Source organism: Burkholderia sp. AU31652 (assembly GCF_002223155.1).
Lineage (GTDB): Bacteria > Pseudomonadota > Gammaproteobacteria > Burkholderiales > Burkholderiaceae > Burkholderia.
Genome location: NZ_NKFG01000005.1, coordinates 1,420,126 through 1,435,844 on the forward strand (window position 1 = coordinate 1,420,126; position 15,719 = coordinate 1,435,844).

11 protein-coding genes are annotated in these 15,719 nt (G+C 64.4%); 8 read left to right on the top strand and 3 right to left on the bottom strand.

The window, feature by feature from the left end; genetic code table 11:
• Nucleotides 1-53 precede the first annotated feature (53 nt).
• The 7 genes from CFB40_RS23945 (at nucleotide 54) to CFB40_RS23975 (ending at nucleotide 10,200) form a co-directional block, all read left to right on the top strand.
• A complete protein-coding gene (locus CFB40_RS23945; protein WP_089432573.1) occupies nucleotides 54-2,327 on the top strand; it encodes a polysaccharide biosynthesis tyrosine autokinase in 2,274 nt (757 codons plus the stop codon).
• Nucleotides 2,324-3,658 carry an oligosaccharide repeat unit polymerase gene (locus CFB40_RS23950; protein ID WP_089432574.1) on the top strand — a complete coding sequence of 445 codons (1,335 nt, stop codon included), beginning with the start codon at nucleotides 2,324-2,326 and terminating at the stop codon, nucleotides 3,656-3,658. The genes CFB40_RS23945 and CFB40_RS23950 overlap by 4 nt, the downstream gene beginning before the upstream one ends.
• Nucleotides 3,659-4,032: 374 nt before the next feature.
• Nucleotides 4,033-4,278, top strand: a complete 246-nt coding sequence (locus tag CFB40_RS23955) for an acyl carrier protein (protein ID WP_059666713.1) — start codon at nucleotides 4,033-4,035, stop codon at nucleotides 4,276-4,278.
• A 55-nt stretch (nucleotides 4,279-4,333) separates the two neighbouring features.
• Nucleotides 4,334-6,277 carry an HAD-IIIC family phosphatase gene (locus CFB40_RS23960; RefSeq protein ID WP_089432575.1) on the top strand — a complete coding sequence of 648 codons (1,944 nt, stop codon included), beginning with the start codon at nucleotides 4,334-4,336 and terminating at the stop codon, nucleotides 6,275-6,277.
• A 3-nt stretch (nucleotides 6,278-6,280) separates the two neighbouring features.
• Nucleotides 6,281-7,435, top strand: coding sequence for an SGNH/GDSL hydrolase family protein (locus CFB40_RS23965; RefSeq protein ID WP_089432576.1), 1,155 nt, complete (start codon nucleotides 6,281-6,283; stop codon nucleotides 7,433-7,435).
• Between the two features lie 52 nt (nucleotides 7,436-7,487).
• On the top strand, nucleotides 7,488-8,918 hold the full coding sequence (locus tag CFB40_RS23970; protein WP_089432577.1) for an MBOAT family O-acyltransferase: 1,431 nt from the start codon (nucleotides 7,488-7,490) through the stop codon (nucleotides 8,916-8,918).
• Between the two features lie 112 nt (nucleotides 8,919-9,030).
• Entirely contained in the window at nucleotides 9,031-10,200 is a 1,170-nt protein-coding gene (locus tag CFB40_RS23975) for an acyltransferase family protein (protein ID WP_089432578.1), read from the top strand.
• An 83-nt stretch (nucleotides 10,201-10,283) separates the two neighbouring features.
• Here the strand turns inward: CFB40_RS23975 and CFB40_RS23980 are convergent, their stop codons facing one another.
• From CFB40_RS23980 to CFB40_RS23990, 3 genes are all read right to left on the bottom strand, one after another.
• On the bottom strand, nucleotides 10,284-11,363 hold the full coding sequence (locus CFB40_RS23980; protein ID WP_089427666.1) for a glycosyltransferase family 4 protein: 1,080 nt from the start codon (nucleotides 11,361-11,363) through the stop codon (nucleotides 10,284-10,286).
• Nucleotides 11,364-11,390: 27 nt separating this feature from the next.
• Nucleotides 11,391-12,539, bottom strand: a complete 1,149-nt coding sequence (locus CFB40_RS23985) for a glycosyltransferase (RefSeq protein ID WP_089432579.1) — start codon at nucleotides 12,537-12,539, stop codon at nucleotides 11,391-11,393.
• Between the two features lie 438 nt (nucleotides 12,540-12,977).
• Nucleotides 12,978-14,027 carry a glycosyltransferase family 2 protein gene (locus CFB40_RS23990; RefSeq protein WP_089429115.1) on the bottom strand — a complete coding sequence of 350 codons (1,050 nt, stop codon included), beginning with the start codon at nucleotides 14,025-14,027 and terminating at the stop codon, nucleotides 12,978-12,980.
• A 369-nt stretch (nucleotides 14,028-14,396) separates the two neighbouring features.
• On the opposite strand from CFB40_RS23990, the gene CFB40_RS23995 reads away from it, so the two are divergent.
• Nucleotides 14,397-15,689 (top strand): right-handed parallel beta-helix repeat-containing protein, encoded by a 1,293-nt coding sequence (locus CFB40_RS23995; RefSeq protein WP_089432580.1) that lies wholly within the window; start codon nucleotides 14,397-14,399, stop codon nucleotides 15,687-15,689.
• Nucleotides 15,690-15,719 lie beyond the last annotated feature (30 nt).

Genomic DNA, 15,719 nt, shown 5'->3' on the forward strand with positions numbered 1-15,719 from the left:
CGGCGGATTTTGTGACCGCGACGGTGCGTCGCGCCATACAGGACTGAGGCTGTATGAATACTTCGACCCTGCCTGACTCGCACAGCGGGCGCATTCCGCGGCCGTCCCATTCGGTACGCCGCTACTGGAGCGTGCTGTATGGCGGCCGGCGCCTGATCCTTTGCACCGCGCTTGCGGGCGCGATTGCCGGAGGCCTGTATGCGCTGTGCGCGGCCCCCGTCTACCGCTCCGACATCCTGTTCCAGGTCGAGCAAAGCCAGACCGACTCGAAGCAGACGTCGCCGCCTGGCGATCCATCGTCGGTGTTCGATCTGAAGACGGATGCATCGACGGAGATCGAGGTGCTGAAATCCCGCGCGGTGCTCGATCGCGCGATCGACAGCACCAACCTCGCGCTCGACGTTCGACCGCATTACCTGCCGCTGATCGGCTGGCGGTTCGTGAATGCCGCCGACGGGTTGTCGTCGCCGTTGCCGGGCGGATACGTGTACGGCACCGAACGCATCGACGTGCCGACCTTCGACGTGCCGAAACGACTGCTCGGCAAGCGCTTCGCGTTGACCGTCGGCGATGACGGCGCCTATACGCTGCAGCGCACCGGCATCTTCGGCCGGAAAGGGCCGATGTGGCAGGGTCGTATCGGCCAGCCGTTGCACGTCGAGACACCGGAGGGCGCGATCGACGTGTTCGTGCGCGGCGTGGCCGGCAAGCCCGGCGCACGCTTCGACCTGACGCGTTACAGCGACGAGGAGGCGTCCACGTGGCTGCAGAAGAACGCGCTGATCTCGGAGCGCGGCAAGCAGTCGAACATGGTTGGCGTGACGCTCGACGGCACCGATCCCGTGCAGGACAGCCGCGTGCTGAACGCGATCGGCGACGCGTATCTGGCGCAGAACACGCAACGCAAGTCCGAGGCGGCCGACAAGCTGATCCGCTATATGGACGGCCAGTTGCCGCAGTTGAAGGCCCAGCTGGAGGTGGCGGAAAACCGCTTCAACGCATTCCGCGCATCGCACGGGACGGTCAATACGAGCGACGAAGCGCTGGCATTGCGTCAACAGGCGGTCGACATCGAGACGCGCGTGCAGACGCTGCAGCAGCGGCGTGAGGAACTGATGACGCGCTTCATGCCGAAGCATCCGGCGGTTGCGGCCGTTGATGCGCAGCTCGCCGATGCGCAGCGTACGCTCGACACGACGCGCAAGCAGATCCAGCAGTTGCCGACCGTGGAGCAGGGCGTGCTGCAACTGCAGCGCGACGTGGCCGTGGATACCGCGCTGTACACGAACCTGCTCAATACGCGCCAGCAGATGGTCCTCGCACGTGCCAGCAAGACCGGCACCGTGCGGATCGTCGATACGGCGAAGATCGCCGAGCAGCCGATCGGTCCGCATCGCGGGGTTGCGGTGGTCGGTCTCCTGGTGGTGGGCCTGCTGGCTGGCGCGGCGATCGTGATCGCCCGGCAGCGCGTCGTCGGCACGATCGGCGACGCGGAGGAAATCGAATGGGCGACGGGGCTGCCGGTGTTCGCGACCGTCCCGCACAGCGCGATCGCTGCGGCCGCGGAACTGCGGACAAAGGCCGGCCGGCCCGGTCCGCGCGCATCGATTGCGCCGGTCGGCGCGCAGGACGCCGCGCTCGAAAGCCTGCGCGGTCTGCGCGCGTCGCTGCAATTGGCGATGCCGGCCGCATCGAATCCGGTCGTGCTGATCTCCGGGCCGACGACGGGCGTCGGCAAGTCGTTCGTCGCTGCGAATATCGCGTCGCTCGCCGGTGCCGCGAAACGGCGGGTCCTGCTGATCGACGCCGATCTGCGCAAGGGTTCGCTGCACGACCGGTTCCGCTATAGCCGCGCGCCGGGGTTGTCGGACGTGGTGGCGGGCACCCATGCGCTCGACGAGGCAATCAAGCGCGGCGTCACACCGGGCCTCGATTTCATCGCGATGGGCAGCGTCGTTCCCGATCCGGGCGAACTGCTGCTGCAGCCCGCGTTCGCCGAATTGATCGGGCAGCTCGCGTCGCGCTACGACATGGTGGTGCTCGACGGCCCGCCGTTGCTGCCGGTCGCCGATGCGCTGGTGCTGGGGCGTCTGGCGGGCACGGTGTTCCTCGTCGCGCGTAGCGGCGTGACGACGCTGACGGAGCTCGACGAAAGCGCGCGACGGCTCGAGCACGCGCATATCGATGTGCGCGGCGTGATCCTGAACGATTACCAGGGCGCGCCGGGTCGGTACGACTACGGCTATACGGATACGAATACGCATCAGGCCGCGGCGACCGCCAATGGAATGGCGGTGTCGCGACAACAGATGGAACGTGCTTCATGAGACCGCGTGGCGTGGGCGAAGGCAGGCCCCGTCCGCGACAGAGCGGGGCGACGGCACGCAAGGCGGCGCGTGTCCGTCGCGAGGCAGGTGCTTACACGGGTTACTGGTGGGAAGACCCCGCCCGGCTCGTGCTGATCTTCATCCTGCCGTTGTACGGGATGTTGTCATTGAGTCTGCTGGTCAATCAGAAATCGATTGCGCGGCTCTACTTCGACGGCTATTACGCCTGGGTCGGCGCATTGTTCCTGCTGGTGGTCGTGGCGACGGCGTGGCTGGCGACGACCGAGGCGCAGTCGCGCCGGGGGCCGCCGGCCGCCCCCGCCGAGTTGCTCCCCGGCGTACTCGATTTCGTGTTCGTGCTCGCGATGTTCGGCAATCTGATGCTGCTGGGCGGGATTCTCGCGCGTCCGGCGTTGGTGCTGGCGTTCCTGCACGGCGAAGCGAACGCGTATGTCATGCTCGAGCAGAAAGGGCACTTCACGGGCCTGAGCTCGTTCACCCAGGCAGCCGCGCCGTACGTCGTGCTGTATTTCTACGTGTTCAAGACACCGGTCAAGGGCATGAACCGCTACAAGGTTTACCTCGGCGTGCTCGCGGTGCTGACGCTGCTGCGCAGCTTCATCTTTGCCGAGCGGCTCGCGTTGATCGAGGTGGCGCTGCCGTGCGTGCTCATGATCGTGCGGTTCCGGCTTCGCGGCCGGTTCTCGCGGCTGCTGACGCTCGGGCCGTACGCCGCGATTCCGTTGCTGTTCGGGCTCTTCATCGCGAACGAGTACAACCGGTCGTGGGAGGCCTATTACGTCACCGTCTACGACAACATTTTCGATTTCGCGATCGAACGTCTCGGCTTGTATTACTCGACGGCGCTGAACAACGGTGCGGGGATACTGAGCGTGCTCGGGTGGGACAGCGGTCATCCGATGTTCACCTTCGACTGGCTGCTGCATTTTCCGATCATCGGTGCGCCGTTGGAGCCGTGGCTCGATTCGACCGACAGCATCACCGTGTTCCTGAACAGCTACGCCGACCCGGAATTCAATAATCCGTCGGGGATCTTCGTTCACTTTTACGAATGGGGCTGGTTCGGGCTGCTCGATGCGGTTGTCCTCGGCTGGGTGTTCGGACGGAGCTACGCAGGCTGGCGGAGCGGAGCGGGGTTCTGGTGTTGCGCGCATGCCGTGCTCTTCGTTTCGATCATGGAAATTCTTCGAATTCCGAATTTGTTCAGCGGACGGAATTTCGTGCCGATCGTCTTGCTGATCGTCGTGTTCCGCTATTTCGTCAAGCGACCGGCATCGGTCGCGCCGCTCACCCGTCCTGCCGCGCCGTGAGGCGCACGCGGTCGCGCCGACGTGTGGAACGACGGCCGGGTTCGCGGCGTATCGCAGCGCGAACGCGGCTGATACCCCGTTGACGTTCGGTCCCGCGTCGCGGCGCCTGCCGCGCGCGAAGCGGCGGGGCGGCTGCGCACCCGCTCGACATTCCGCCCGGGAGTCGAAACCCGCATTCGAGCCGTGCAGTCTCCCGGAAAAGTAGCTTTTCGCACGTTAATGATTCGATCGCCGGGCTAGCATTTGTACGATGGTCGAGGTTGTCGTGCTGCCACGGACCGCTGACCGATGCAATGCGATGACGTGCGCGAGAACGACTTCGACCACGCACATCGCATCGTTCATTTTTCCCTACGTCAAAGGATGCCTTCGCCGTGAGCCAATCTGCCGTCTATGCCAAGTTGACCGATGTGTTGCGGGACGTATTCGACGACGACGAGCTGGTGGCAACGCCTCAACTGACCGCCGCCGACGTCGACGGCTGGGACAGCCTGTCGCATATCCGTCTGGTTCTGAGCGTCGAGCGTGCGTTCGGAATCAAGCTTGCCGCCGCCGATATTTCAGGCCTGAAGAACGTCGGTGAATTTGCAGACCTGATCAGCAAGCGCCACGCCGCATGACGCGCGTCGGCTCGCATTTCCCGTCCAGAACCCGCTTCGCCGAGAGCGCCGTCCGATGAAAGATGATTTGTACACCGCGCTGGCCTGGTTGCCGCGCCCGCCTGTCGATTTCTCCGCGCGCTGCCGCGAGCTCGGCGAATCGATCCACGATGATCCGGCTGCCGGATTGGGCAGTCGCGTACGCCAACTGGCCAGCTGCGCGCTCGGCGAAAATCAGTTGATCAAGCTCGGGCGCGCGATCGTCGCCTTGCAGCGCGCGGGGCGCACGCTTGCGCCGCTTACGCCGTTCCGGCTCGGGCTGGTCGGCAACGGCACGCTCGATCATCTCGTGTTGCCGCTCGTGGCCAGCGCCGCGCGTCATGGCGTTGCGCTGGAGATCGTGTCGGGACACTACGGGCAGGTCATGCAGGAAGCCCTGGCGCCGGATTCGACGATCAATCGCGCGCAAGTCGATGCCGTGCTGGTGGCCCTGGACTACCGCGGGCTGCCGCTGAACGCACAACCGGGCGACGAGGAAGCGGCGCAGCACGGCGTGGCTGCGGCGCTGGATCAGATCGATGCACTGCGCGCCGGCTTCAGGCAGCACGGCAACGCGCTGTCGATCGTCCAGACGCTCGCGCCGCCGTCCGACACGCTGTTCGGCAACCGGGATGCACTGATTGCCGGCACGCCGCTCAATCTCGTCGAACGTTTCAATCGAGCACTTGCGCAGCGTGTGGCGGAATCGAACGACATCCTGTTCGACGTTGCACATGTCGCGGGGACGGTCGGCGTCGCGAACTGGCATTCGCCCGCGCAATGGAATCTGGCCAAGTATCCGTTTGCCGGCGACTATGTGCCGCTGTATGCGGATCACGTGGGCCGGCTGCTCGGCGCGGCGCGCGGCAAGAGCCGGCGCGTGCTGGTACTCGATCTCGACAATACCCTGTGGGGCGGGGTGATCGGCGACGACTTGCTCGAAGGCATCAAGGTGGCGCAGGGCGATGCGGTCGGTGAAGCCCATCTCGCGGTGCAGCAGCTCGCGCTTTCGCTGAGAGCACGCGGCATCGTGCTCGCGGTGTCGTCGAAGAACAATGACGATACGGCGCGTCTGCCGTTTCAAAAACACCCTGAAATGCTGTTGCGCGAGCAACACTTCGCGGTGTTTCAGGCCAACTGGAACGACAAGGCGACCAATATTCGCGCGATTGCCGACGAACTGTCGCTCGGTATCGATGCGATGGTGTTCCTCGACGACAATCCGGTCGAGCGCAATCTGGTCCGTACGACGTTGCCCGAAGTCGCCGTTCCCGAGTTGCCCGATGATCCGTCGCTGTACGCGCGAACCCTGGCCGCCGCGGGCTATTTCGAGTCCCTCGCATTCTTGCCGGAAGATCGGAAGCGCGCGGACATGTACCAGGACAATGCGCGCCGCGTGGCGCTACGCAGTCAGGCCGGCGACATGGATGCGTACTTGCGATCGCTCGACATGAAGATCGATTTCGCACCGTTCGACGATACCGGACGGGCCCGCATCGTTCAGTTGATCAACAAGTCGAACCAGTTCAATTTGACGACGCGCCGCTATACCGACGCGGAGATCCAGGCGCTCGAAGGCGACGGGCGGGTTTTTACGCTGCAGGTTCGCCTGACGGATACGTTCGGCGACAACGGCATGATCTCGGTCGTGATTTGCCGGCCCGACGAACAGGCGCCGAGTACCTGGCAGATCGATTCGTGGTTGATGAGCTGCCGCGTGCTCGGGCGCCAGGTCGAGCAGATGGTGTTGCGCGAAGTGCTGCAGCATGCGCGCCAGCGCGATGTCACGCGCGTGATCGGGCGTTATGTCCCGACCGACCGCAATGCGCTGGTCAGGGATCATTATGCGAAGCTCGGTTTCGAAGCCGTGCGCGAAGAGCCGGACGGCACGACGGTCTGGGAAATGGCCAGCGACCGCGAGATCGCGCCCGGTCACTTCGCCGTGACGCGGGCGGGTTTCGATACGATGGCTGCCGCCTGAACCATGAAAAACACCGTACCACTCACGTCGTTTCGCGAGACGGATGACGTCGCGGTTTCTCGCCGGCTGCCGCGCCGGGACTATGTATTGCTGCCGTTGATCGTCGTGGCGACGGTGATCTGCCTGTTCGTCGCCGCCGAATGCGTGACGAGGGCGATCTGGAGCGCGGGGACGCGCGGGGGCGAATGTCATGTAGCCGATGCGGCGGAGGGCATGCGCAACGTTCCGAATTGCACGATGACGGTCAAGACCCCGGAAACGCCGTGGATCGCTTATCACTACAACGCGTGCGGTTTCCGCTCGACCGAGGGTTGCGGGCCGAAGCCGGCCGGAACGCGCCGCGTGGCGTTGCTCGGCACGTCGTTTGCCGAAGGCACGAGCCTCCCGTATGACCAATCGTTCGCGGCGCTGGCGGAACAGGATTTGAGCAGGATGTGCGGCGCGCCGGTCGAGGTCCAGAATCTCGGTGTCTACGAACTGCCGTTCCGCAAGGTGCTGAACCGGATCGGGCCGGCGCTCGCCTTGCAGCCGGATGCAGCGGTGCTCACGGTCGCGCCGTTCGATCTGGAAAAGATCAACTTGCCCGACGTCGCGGATGCGCCCGCGGCCACCGCGGCGCCGGAACCGCGCAGCGACCTGATGGCGCGTGCCAAGGGCTGGCTGAGCGGGAGCCGTGCCATTGCCGTCGCGCAGCACTATATGTTCGAAAATCCGGACATTCAGGTGCCGATGTATCTGAAATACGGCGACAAGGCCGATTTCCTTCGCCCGCCATTTTCGACCGCCTGGCGCGAGCGGCTCGAGACGTTCGACAAGGTGGCCGCCACGGTCGCGGACAGGTTTCGCGCGACAGGCGTGCCGGTGGCGCTGATGCTGATTCCGCAGCGCACGCAGGCGGGGCTCCTGGCCGCGAAATCGCTGCCGAGCGGGATCGATCCGTGGGCGCTCGATCGCGCGATGGCCGAAATCGCCGCGAAGCGCGGCATGCGCTACATCGACCTGGCCTCGAGCCTGAAGCAGTCGGCGAACCCGGCCGATTACTACTATCCGGTCGACAACCATCTGAACGCCGCCGGCGCGCGCGTCGTCGCGCAAAGCATGGTGACGGCGCTTACCGCCGGCGGGTCGCCCGCGTTGTCGGCATGCGGATCACATTGAATCTGGCGGCGCATGCCGCCGCCATCGTTTCGAACCGTATCCAGGCCGCCCGATGAATATTCCATCCTTCCAGTTCTTCGCCTTTGCAGCCGTCGCCGCGCTGATCTTCAACCTGTCTCGCTCGCTGACCTGGCAAAACGCGGTGTTTCTCGTCGTCAACCTGCTGTTCCTGGCCACGTTTTCCCGCGATCCGATCGCGTGGATTCCGTTCGCCGCTTTCCTGCTCGTCGGCTATCTGAGCGTCCGGGGCATGCAGACGAAGCAGTGGCTGGCGGCGTTCGCACCGATCCTCGCGATCGTGATCGCGCTGTTCTTCTGGCTCAAACGCTATACGTTCGTGCCGTCCGCGTTGCTGCTGTCGCACCCTTACGCGACGATCGGCGTGTCGTACATCTTTTTCCGGATGCTCCACCTCATCATCGACGCTCGCAGTCCGGGCCTGCCGGTTCGCGTGACGCCGGTGGTGTATCTGAATTACGTGCTCAACTTCACGTCGATCGTGTCGGGGCCGATTCAACGCTTTCAGGATTACAGCGTGACGCAGACGAACGAGCGGCCGGGGCCGGATGCCATCGACTACGGCGTCGCGCTCGAGCGCATCATCGTGGGATTCTTCAAGGTGGCGATCGTGTCGGTGGCGTTGTCGCACGTCCATCATCAGGCGCTTGCGCAGCTGTCGCCGGCGCAACCGCTCGGCGAGCGCATTCTGACCGGGCTGACGATCGCTGCGATCTACCCGGTCTATCTGTATTTCAACTTCTCCGGCTACACGGACACGGTCGTCGGTGTCGCGCGCTTCTTCGGGATCTCGCTGCCGGAGAATTTCGACCGGCCGTTCTCGTCGACCAACTTCATCGGATTCTGGAGCCGCTGGCACATCACGCTCTCCGGCTGGCTCAAGACCTACGTCTACAACCCGCTGCTGATGGCGCTCATGCGTCGCTTTCCGTCGCGCTCACTGGAGCCGTATCTGGGTGTCGTCGCGTTCTTCGTGACGTTCTTCCTGGTCGGCGCCTGGCACGGGCAGACGTCGATGTTCCTGTTCTTCGGTGTCCTGCAGGGCGGGGGCGTCAGCATCAACAAGCTGTATCAGATCCGCATGACCAAATGGCTTGGCAAGAAACGGTACGTCGCGCTGTGCAACACGCCGCTCTACACCCATTGCGCGCGTGGGCTGACGTTTACGTTCTTCGCATTCAGCCTGTTGTGGTTCTGGTCGACCTGGAGCGAAATCCAGACCATCGCGACCACGCTCGGCCCGGTACTCGTCGCGCTCGTGTGGCTGATGGTATTCGTCGGCGCGACGGTGACGCTTGCCGTGCTCGACGCGGTATATACGCGTGTGACGCAAGGCGGCATGGCCGGACTGTTCCTGTCGCGTTACGCCCGGACCTCGTGGTGCACGGTATTGGCGGTCGTGACCGTGCTGGTGCTGGTCATTTCCGATTCGCCCGCGCCGGACATCGTCTACAAGACTTTCTGATCCGCGTCGGCGGTACGGCGATCGCAGGGTGCCGGGTTGCCGGACCCGTGCAAGTGCGCGCCGACGCGTGCCGAACCTGCAAGATCGATATTTCCCGGAGCCACTCACTTTCATGGCCAGTCACAAGCAGAAGTTCGAAATCCTGGACGGCTTGCGGGGCATCGCTGCCATCAGCGTGATGTTCATGCATTTCCTGCAGGAACTATCGAGCACGATCCTGCAGGGCGCCTATCTTTCCGTCGACATGTTTTTCATGTTGAGCGGGTTCATTCTTGCGTACTCCTACGGTGAAAGGCTGCGCCAGGACGCATGGCGTGGCGAGTATCTGAAGCGCAGGTTGATACGCCTGTACCCGATGATTTTCATCGGGTTCGCGATCGGCTTCGCCAGCCTCATCGTCATGCAGGCCAATTCGTCGGCCCGGTTCTCGTCGGGCAACCTGGTGGCCGCCACCGGCCAGAATCTTTTTCTCGTTCCGTACCTCGGTCGCTTTTCGGTGTCGGGTTTCGTCGGCGCGGCGAATCACAGCTTGCCGTCCGTCAACGATCCCGGCGTATTCCCGCTGAACCCGCCTGCCTGGTCGCTGTTCTTCGAGATGTTCGCGAGCGTCATCCTGATCGTGGCAATCAGGATGAGCGCGCGCAATCTGTCGAGATGGGCCTACGCCTGTCTCGTCGCATTCCTCGTATACGGGTTCCTCGCCAGCCTCGATAACGACAAGCTGGCGATCCTGATGAGCCAGGGGTGGGCGGCGGATAACTTCTTCGGCGGCTTCTTCAGGGTGGGCTACGGGTTCTTGTTGGGAATCGCGATCGGCAAGATGTACGACGCGAATCTTCCGGCGAAGCCGCATTGGTTCATCGGCGGGCTGGTGAAGAACGACTACATGCTGTTTGTCGTTTTCCTGGTGGTCGTCGCGTTTCCGTCGTCGATCAAGGGGATGTATTCGGTTGCGATCCTGCTGTTCGTCGCCCCCGCACTGGTTTACCGGGGGGCCATGCTCGCGCCTAGCGGCAAGGCGATTGCAAGGCTCAGCGCGTTCCTCGGCTGGATCTCGTATCCGCTTTATTGCGTGCACTATCCGATCGGCAGGCTGGTGTTCGCGTATGCACCACAGGCCGACATCCACATTGTCCGAACTGCGATGCTAGCTGCGTTTCTTTCGATCGTGTCCGCCGCCATCCTGGCGAAATTCGTCGAAGAACCGATCAGGTCGTATCTGGGCAAGCGCATGTTCGGAAATCACCGGGCCGCGACCGGCAACCCGGTCAACGCCGGGTAACGGGCGCCGCGCGCGGCGCACGCCGGCGTCGTTGCGGCGCCGGCGTGCGGGAATGCGGGAATGCGGGATGGCGGGAGTCGCGCTTACAGCCCGTCGAAGATCTCCGTCATCATCTCGGCGCTTCGGCGCCAGCGATATTTCTCCGCGTGCAGGCTTCCCTTGCGCTTGAGCTCGGCCCTGAGTTCGGCCGAATCGAGCAGGGTCCGCAATTTCCGTGCGATGTCGTCCTGGGAATACGGATCGCAGTACAGGGCCGCATCGGCACAGACTTCCGGCAGCGCGGCCGATTTGCCGACGACTGCCGGACAGCCGCAGCGCATCGCCTCGAGAGGCGGTATGCCGAAGCCTTCGTAGATCGACGGATACAGGAAGCACGCCGCGTTCTGATACAGCGCCTTCAATTGCTCGTCGCTGATGTAGCCGACGTACTTGATGTTCGGTTCGGCGGCCGACAGAGGATCCTGCTTGCCGAATACGGTGGTGTTCTGCATGCCGACGATGACGAGATCGACCGAAGGATCGTCGATCTGCCGGAAAGCCGCGATCAGCCGCCCGAAGTTCTTGGTCGGATTCATGCTGCTGACCGCGAGCACGAAGCGGCCGGGCGTCAGCGCATGCTTGTCGAGCACGCTCGTGTCCGCTTCCAGCGCATCGAGATGATCCGCACCGAGCGGCACGACGCTGATCTTCTCCGCGGACACGCCGCAGTGATGCGCGAGGCGATCCCGTGAGAAATAGGAGTTGGTCAGCACGCATACGGAGGTTCGCGCGAGGATCCAGAACATGATCCGGTACCACACGCGAAACGGGCGTGAGAAGTGCGCAGGCGTGTCGAACACTGCCGCATCGTGCATGTAGATGATCTGGTTGCCGATGAAAACGGATGCCGAATTGCTGAGATTGACGATGCGGCCTCGGCGAGCGAATAACGGGAGCACCAACTGCTCCCAGACCACGCCCTTGTAAAAGCCGACCTTGACCGTCCTGGCGCCGCTGACCTCGACGCCGGGCTGCGGAGGCACCAGCACGGTCACCGGATCCTGCGGCTGAAACTTGATCAATGCGGCGATCAGCTCGCGCGCGACGCGCTGCACGCCGGTCGTCTTCTGCGTGGTGAAGCGGCCGTTATAGACGAGTTGCTTCGGTTTATTGAAAGTGATCATGTCAACAAGAAGATATCGAAATCGGAATCAGGCTTTGACGTGATCCGGTGCGACCGGCTTGAAGTCGCGCGTGTCGACCCGCAGCTCCTCGGTATCGAGTCCGTAGAGCGCATTCCACTGCCGGAAAATCGCGTTCATCGAAAACCGCTGAATCGCCCGTTTTCGGGCTGCCGCGCCCATTTGCTCGCGAAGCTGCCGGTCGTCGCGCAGCGTCGTCAGATACGCGGCCATCTCGGCAGCGTTCGACGCGACGTAGCCGGTCACGCCGTGAATCACCACGTCGCGATTGCCCACGACGTCCGTCACCACGGCCGGTATGCCGGCGACCTGCGCTTCGATCAGCGCGACCGGCATGCCTTCCCAGCGGGAAGTCTGGACGTAGATGTCCAGTTCCGACGTCAGCGCGAGCGCACGTGCGCGGGGTATCCAGCCGCTGCAGACGACGGCTCCGCGCTGGGCGGAATCCGGAATCTCGGCCGCGTTGCCGCCGATCCAGAGAAACTCGACGTCCGCGTCGTGCAGCAGGTCGGCGAGTCGCACGAAGGCTTGATGATTCTTCTGGTACGACGCCCGACCGCTCATCCCGATGACGACTTTGCGATCGTCGCGCATTCGACGCGGCGGGATCTCCGCCACATCGACACCGTTTTCCACCAGGACCGTCGATTTCGCCCGGACCTTTGCCCTGATCTCGGCGAGCTCGCTGCCCGAGCACGCGACGATGGTGCCGCCGATGTGCGCCGCGATGCGTTCGAAGCTCAGATAGGCGTACTGCTTCATGCGCGACACGTCGCGACGCAGGAACGAGAGTCCGTGCGGCGAGTAGAGCACCTTCGCGTTCGGGGCGGCGATCCGGGCGGCGATTCGCCCCAGTACGCCGGCCTTCGACGAGTGCAGGTGAATCGCGGTCGGCCTGCAGTCGCGCAGGTTCAGGACCAGCGCACGCACGCTCTGCAGATCCTGTCTGACGCTCACCTCGCGCGCCATGTCGACGTACACGAGCTTCACGCCGGGCAGGAACAGCGTCGAAAAATCGGTCGGGGTTTCCGATCGGATCGAGTGCAGAACCGTCACGTCGACGCCGGACGCTGCGGCATGGTTGGCGAGATGGGTCAGCATCGAAAGCACGCCGCCACCGAATGCTTCGGCGATATGAACGATCTTTTGTTGGGTCATCTGTGGGTCCAGCGATTCGCTCGCACACTCATCGCACGTCGTGACGATGAGTCGCCTGCGAATCTCGCGGTCTCGATATCCGGTTCGTGAAACTATGCATTCCTGATTGATAAATGCATGGCAGTCGCGGCCATTGGATCCTGCTGTCACAGTCGCTGGTTTGCGCCGACGTTGCAGCGTGATGGTTTCCGCCGATGAAATGCCGAGTCGACGTTGCCGCAGGGCGCCGGACACGATGCAGCGTGAGGAATCCATGCCGCGACATACGTGCAGGCGCGATTCCTCCGAACATCGAAACCGGCGTTCGACTACGACGACTGGAGCCGAGACAACGACGAAGTCCGGTCAGTGCGCGTGAATCCACTGGTCCGGATCATTGTGCAGCGCATGCGCGACCCACTGGGTGCGATGGCTTACCGAATGCGCGATTCGGCGACGCTATCGCGCGTCGGCGTGATGGCCCGACGATTTGCGCACGCGCGCGAGCGGATTGGAGATATAGCGAATCGCGCGGTTGCTGAGCGTTGCCGACGGCAGCAAGCATGCGAGCGACAGCCCGGCTACGGCCGCTTTCTTGGCAACGCCCCAGAACGGGTTGCGCAGCACGGTTTGCCAGTAGCGTCCGGATTCGCACAGGAACCAGCGCCAGCGCCGCACGAGTGGGGCGTGATAGAGCGTGCTGGCGAAGCGGGCCTTCTCGATCGCGAAGTCGAGCGGCGCGATCGGCAATGCTTCGTGCAGCCGCGTGGCGGCGAGCATGCGCAGCGTCGCCCACCGGCGTTCGGCTTTCAGCGCGCCCGTCGCGGCGTCTTCGGAGTTGGTGAGCGCAAGCGCCGGCGTGTCGGCGGGCAGGCGCATCCCCGGCTGCTGGTGGACGCGATAGCCGCCGAGCGTTGCATCGATCATGTGCACGGCGCCGAGCAACGCGATACCGTAGATCGCGTAGAAATCCGCACCGTGCAGATTGTCCGGGGTGACCGGCACCGGAAAGATGCGCTTGAGCGCGTCGACCCGATACGCGTTGCCCGATGCGGGCGGCGACGGGTACAGCCAGCCCGCGCGCAACAGGCGGCCGCAATCGGTGTCGACGGCCGACTGCGGTACGCTGGCCCCGGTCACCGCACCGTCCCGTGCGATCACGTCGAGCCGGAAATGCACCTTCACGAAGTCGCCGGAAGCGAATGCGGCCAGCACGCGGGCCGCGGCGTCGGCATAGAGCAGGTCGTCGGCGTCGAGCAGGATCACGTAGCGCGTCGTGACATGCTCGATCGCGCGGTTGTATGCGGCGACCTGGCCGCGATTCTCCTGGAACACCGCCGTCACGCGCTCGCCGTACGAGCGAATGATGTCGCGCGAATCGTCGGTGGAACCGTCGTCGACGACCAGCACGGGGACGCCGTGCGCGCTTTGTGCGAGCGCCGAATCGATCGCATCGCGCAGGTACGCGCCGTGGTTGTAGTTGCAGATTGCGATGGTCAGGGTGGTCATGAACGGATTCCGGACGAGCGAAGTGCGGACGATCCGGGTGCCCGGCGCGCAGGGTGCGGGCCCCGGAGCACGGTCGCGTCGCATGGCGGCCATGATACGCGTCGTCGATCGGCATTCGGTTCGCGAGCCTACCGTTGCGCGATTCGCTTCGTCGAAAGCGCGATGACGCGTCAACCGCAAGCCGGATACACCGCGCAGGCAGGGTGTATTGGTCTGTTGACGCACTGAAACGCGGCGGGTTCGAATGGTCCAATCGACCGTAGCATGCCGTCGCGTCGACGGTATCGTCGGTGGGCAACTCGGTCGGCATGCAGCGATTCGGATGCGCGTGCCGGCACGTTCGAAGTCATTCCAGGGAGTCGACTCGATATGCGTAGATCACATGGCACGTTTCTCGCGCGCGCAGCGCTCGCCGCCATGTGCGCGGCAGGCGGGCTGGCTTGGCCGGGCAGTGCCGCGGCGGCATCCGGCACGTCCGTGCCTGGGGCGCTTCATGCGACTGTACCGGATGCGGTCGTTCGTCCCGCTGCAGACGCGGCCGATCAGGCCGACATGCTGCAACATGCGCTGGACGCGTTGCAGCCGGGCCAGCGGCTGGTGTTCGCGCCGGGCCGGTATGTGGTCGGCCGGTCGCTGGTCGTGCGGCAGCGGCATGTGGTGTTGTCGGGCTACGGCGCGACGCTGATCGCGACCACCCCCGGCGACCAGACGATCGAGATGAGCGGCGACGGTACGACGCTCGTCGGCTTCCGGCTCACCGGAGCCGGCACGACACGCCTCACGACGCCGGAGTCGTCGAAGGTCGAGGTGACGGGGCGCGGTGTGCAGGTGCTCGACAACGTCATCGACGGTGGCGCGGGCGGCGGGATCTTCGTGTTCGGCGGCGCGGACGTCGCGATCGTCGGCAACGAGGTGCTGTCGACGCTGGCGGATGGCATTCACATGACGCACGGCACGCGCAACGTGCTGGTGCAGGGCAATGTCGTTCGCGGCACCGGCGACGACATGATCGCCGTGGTGAGTTATCAGGCGGAAGGCGTGCTGACGCGCAACGTGCTGATTACCGGCAACTCGCTGGAGGGCAATCCGTGGGGGCGGGGCATCACGGTGGTCGGCGGTGCGGAGGTCACCATCTCGAACAACGTCGTGCGCAACGTACAGGTGAGTTCCGGCATTCTCGTCGCTCAGGAAGACAGCAATCGCACTGCCGGCTCGTCCGACATCCGCATCGAGGGTAATTCGATCGCGGATATCCAGACGGCGACGGATCGGGCCGATGCTCGCCCGGTCACGCAGCAGGCGGCGATCGAGGTCAGCACGTGGTCGGGTTCGGTGTCGCGCGTGACCGTGATCGGTAATCGCGTGTCGCATGCGCGATTCGACGGCATTCGCCTGTGGGGAAACGTGTCGGGCGTGCGTCTCGCGGACAATCAACTGTCGGGGATCGGCGGAATGCCGGTCCGGATCGACCCTGCGCACGCTTGCGCGGCCGGCCGGCAGGTGGGGGCATCGGGACAGCAGGCGAAGGGCACGCCGTGTGCCGGCGCCGCGCTTCAGCCGCTGTCGGCGGCAGGCGATGCGATCGGCGCGGATACGTCGTTGTTGCCGCGCGTGCGCGAGTCCGTCAGGCGGCCGCGCTGGCCGCAAGGCGGCCCCCACTGATCAGGTGTTGCGTGGGCCGCCGGTTGTTCG

Bases quoted from the DNA above. Each gene is read 5' to 3' on its own strand.
- CFB40_RS23960 (WP_089432575.1), top strand. From the start codon at position 4,334: ATGAAAGATGATTTGTACACCGCGCTGGCCTGGTTGCCGCGCCCGCCT.
- CFB40_RS23975 (WP_089432578.1), top strand. From the start codon at position 9,031: ATGGCCAGTCACAAGCAGAAGTTCGAAATCCTGGACGGCTTGCGGGGC.
- CFB40_RS23980 (WP_089427666.1), bottom strand. From the start codon at position 11,363: ATGATCACTTTCAATAAACCGAAGCAACTCGTCTATAACGGCCGCTTC.
- CFB40_RS23950 (WP_089432574.1), top strand. From the start codon at position 2,324: ATGAGACCGCGTGGCGTGGGCGAAGGCAGGCCCCGTCCGCGACAGAGC.
- CFB40_RS23995 (WP_089432580.1), top strand. From the start codon at position 14,397: ATGCGTAGATCACATGGCACGTTTCTCGCGCGCGCAGCGCTCGCCGCC.
- CFB40_RS23990 (WP_089429115.1), bottom strand. From the start codon at position 14,027: ATGACCACCCTGACCATCGCAATCTGCAACTACAACCACGGCGCGTAC.
- CFB40_RS23970 (WP_089432577.1), top strand. From the start codon at position 7,488: ATGAATATTCCATCCTTCCAGTTCTTCGCCTTTGCAGCCGTCGCCGCG.
- CFB40_RS23985 (WP_089432579.1), bottom strand. From the start codon at position 12,539: ATGACCCAACAAAAGATCGTTCATATCGCCGAAGCATTCGGTGGCGGC.
- CFB40_RS23945 (WP_089432573.1), top strand. From the start codon at position 54: ATGAATACTTCGACCCTGCCTGACTCGCACAGCGGGCGCATTCCGCGG.
- CFB40_RS23965 (WP_089432576.1), top strand. From the start codon at position 6,281: ATGAAAAACACCGTACCACTCACGTCGTTTCGCGAGACGGATGACGTC.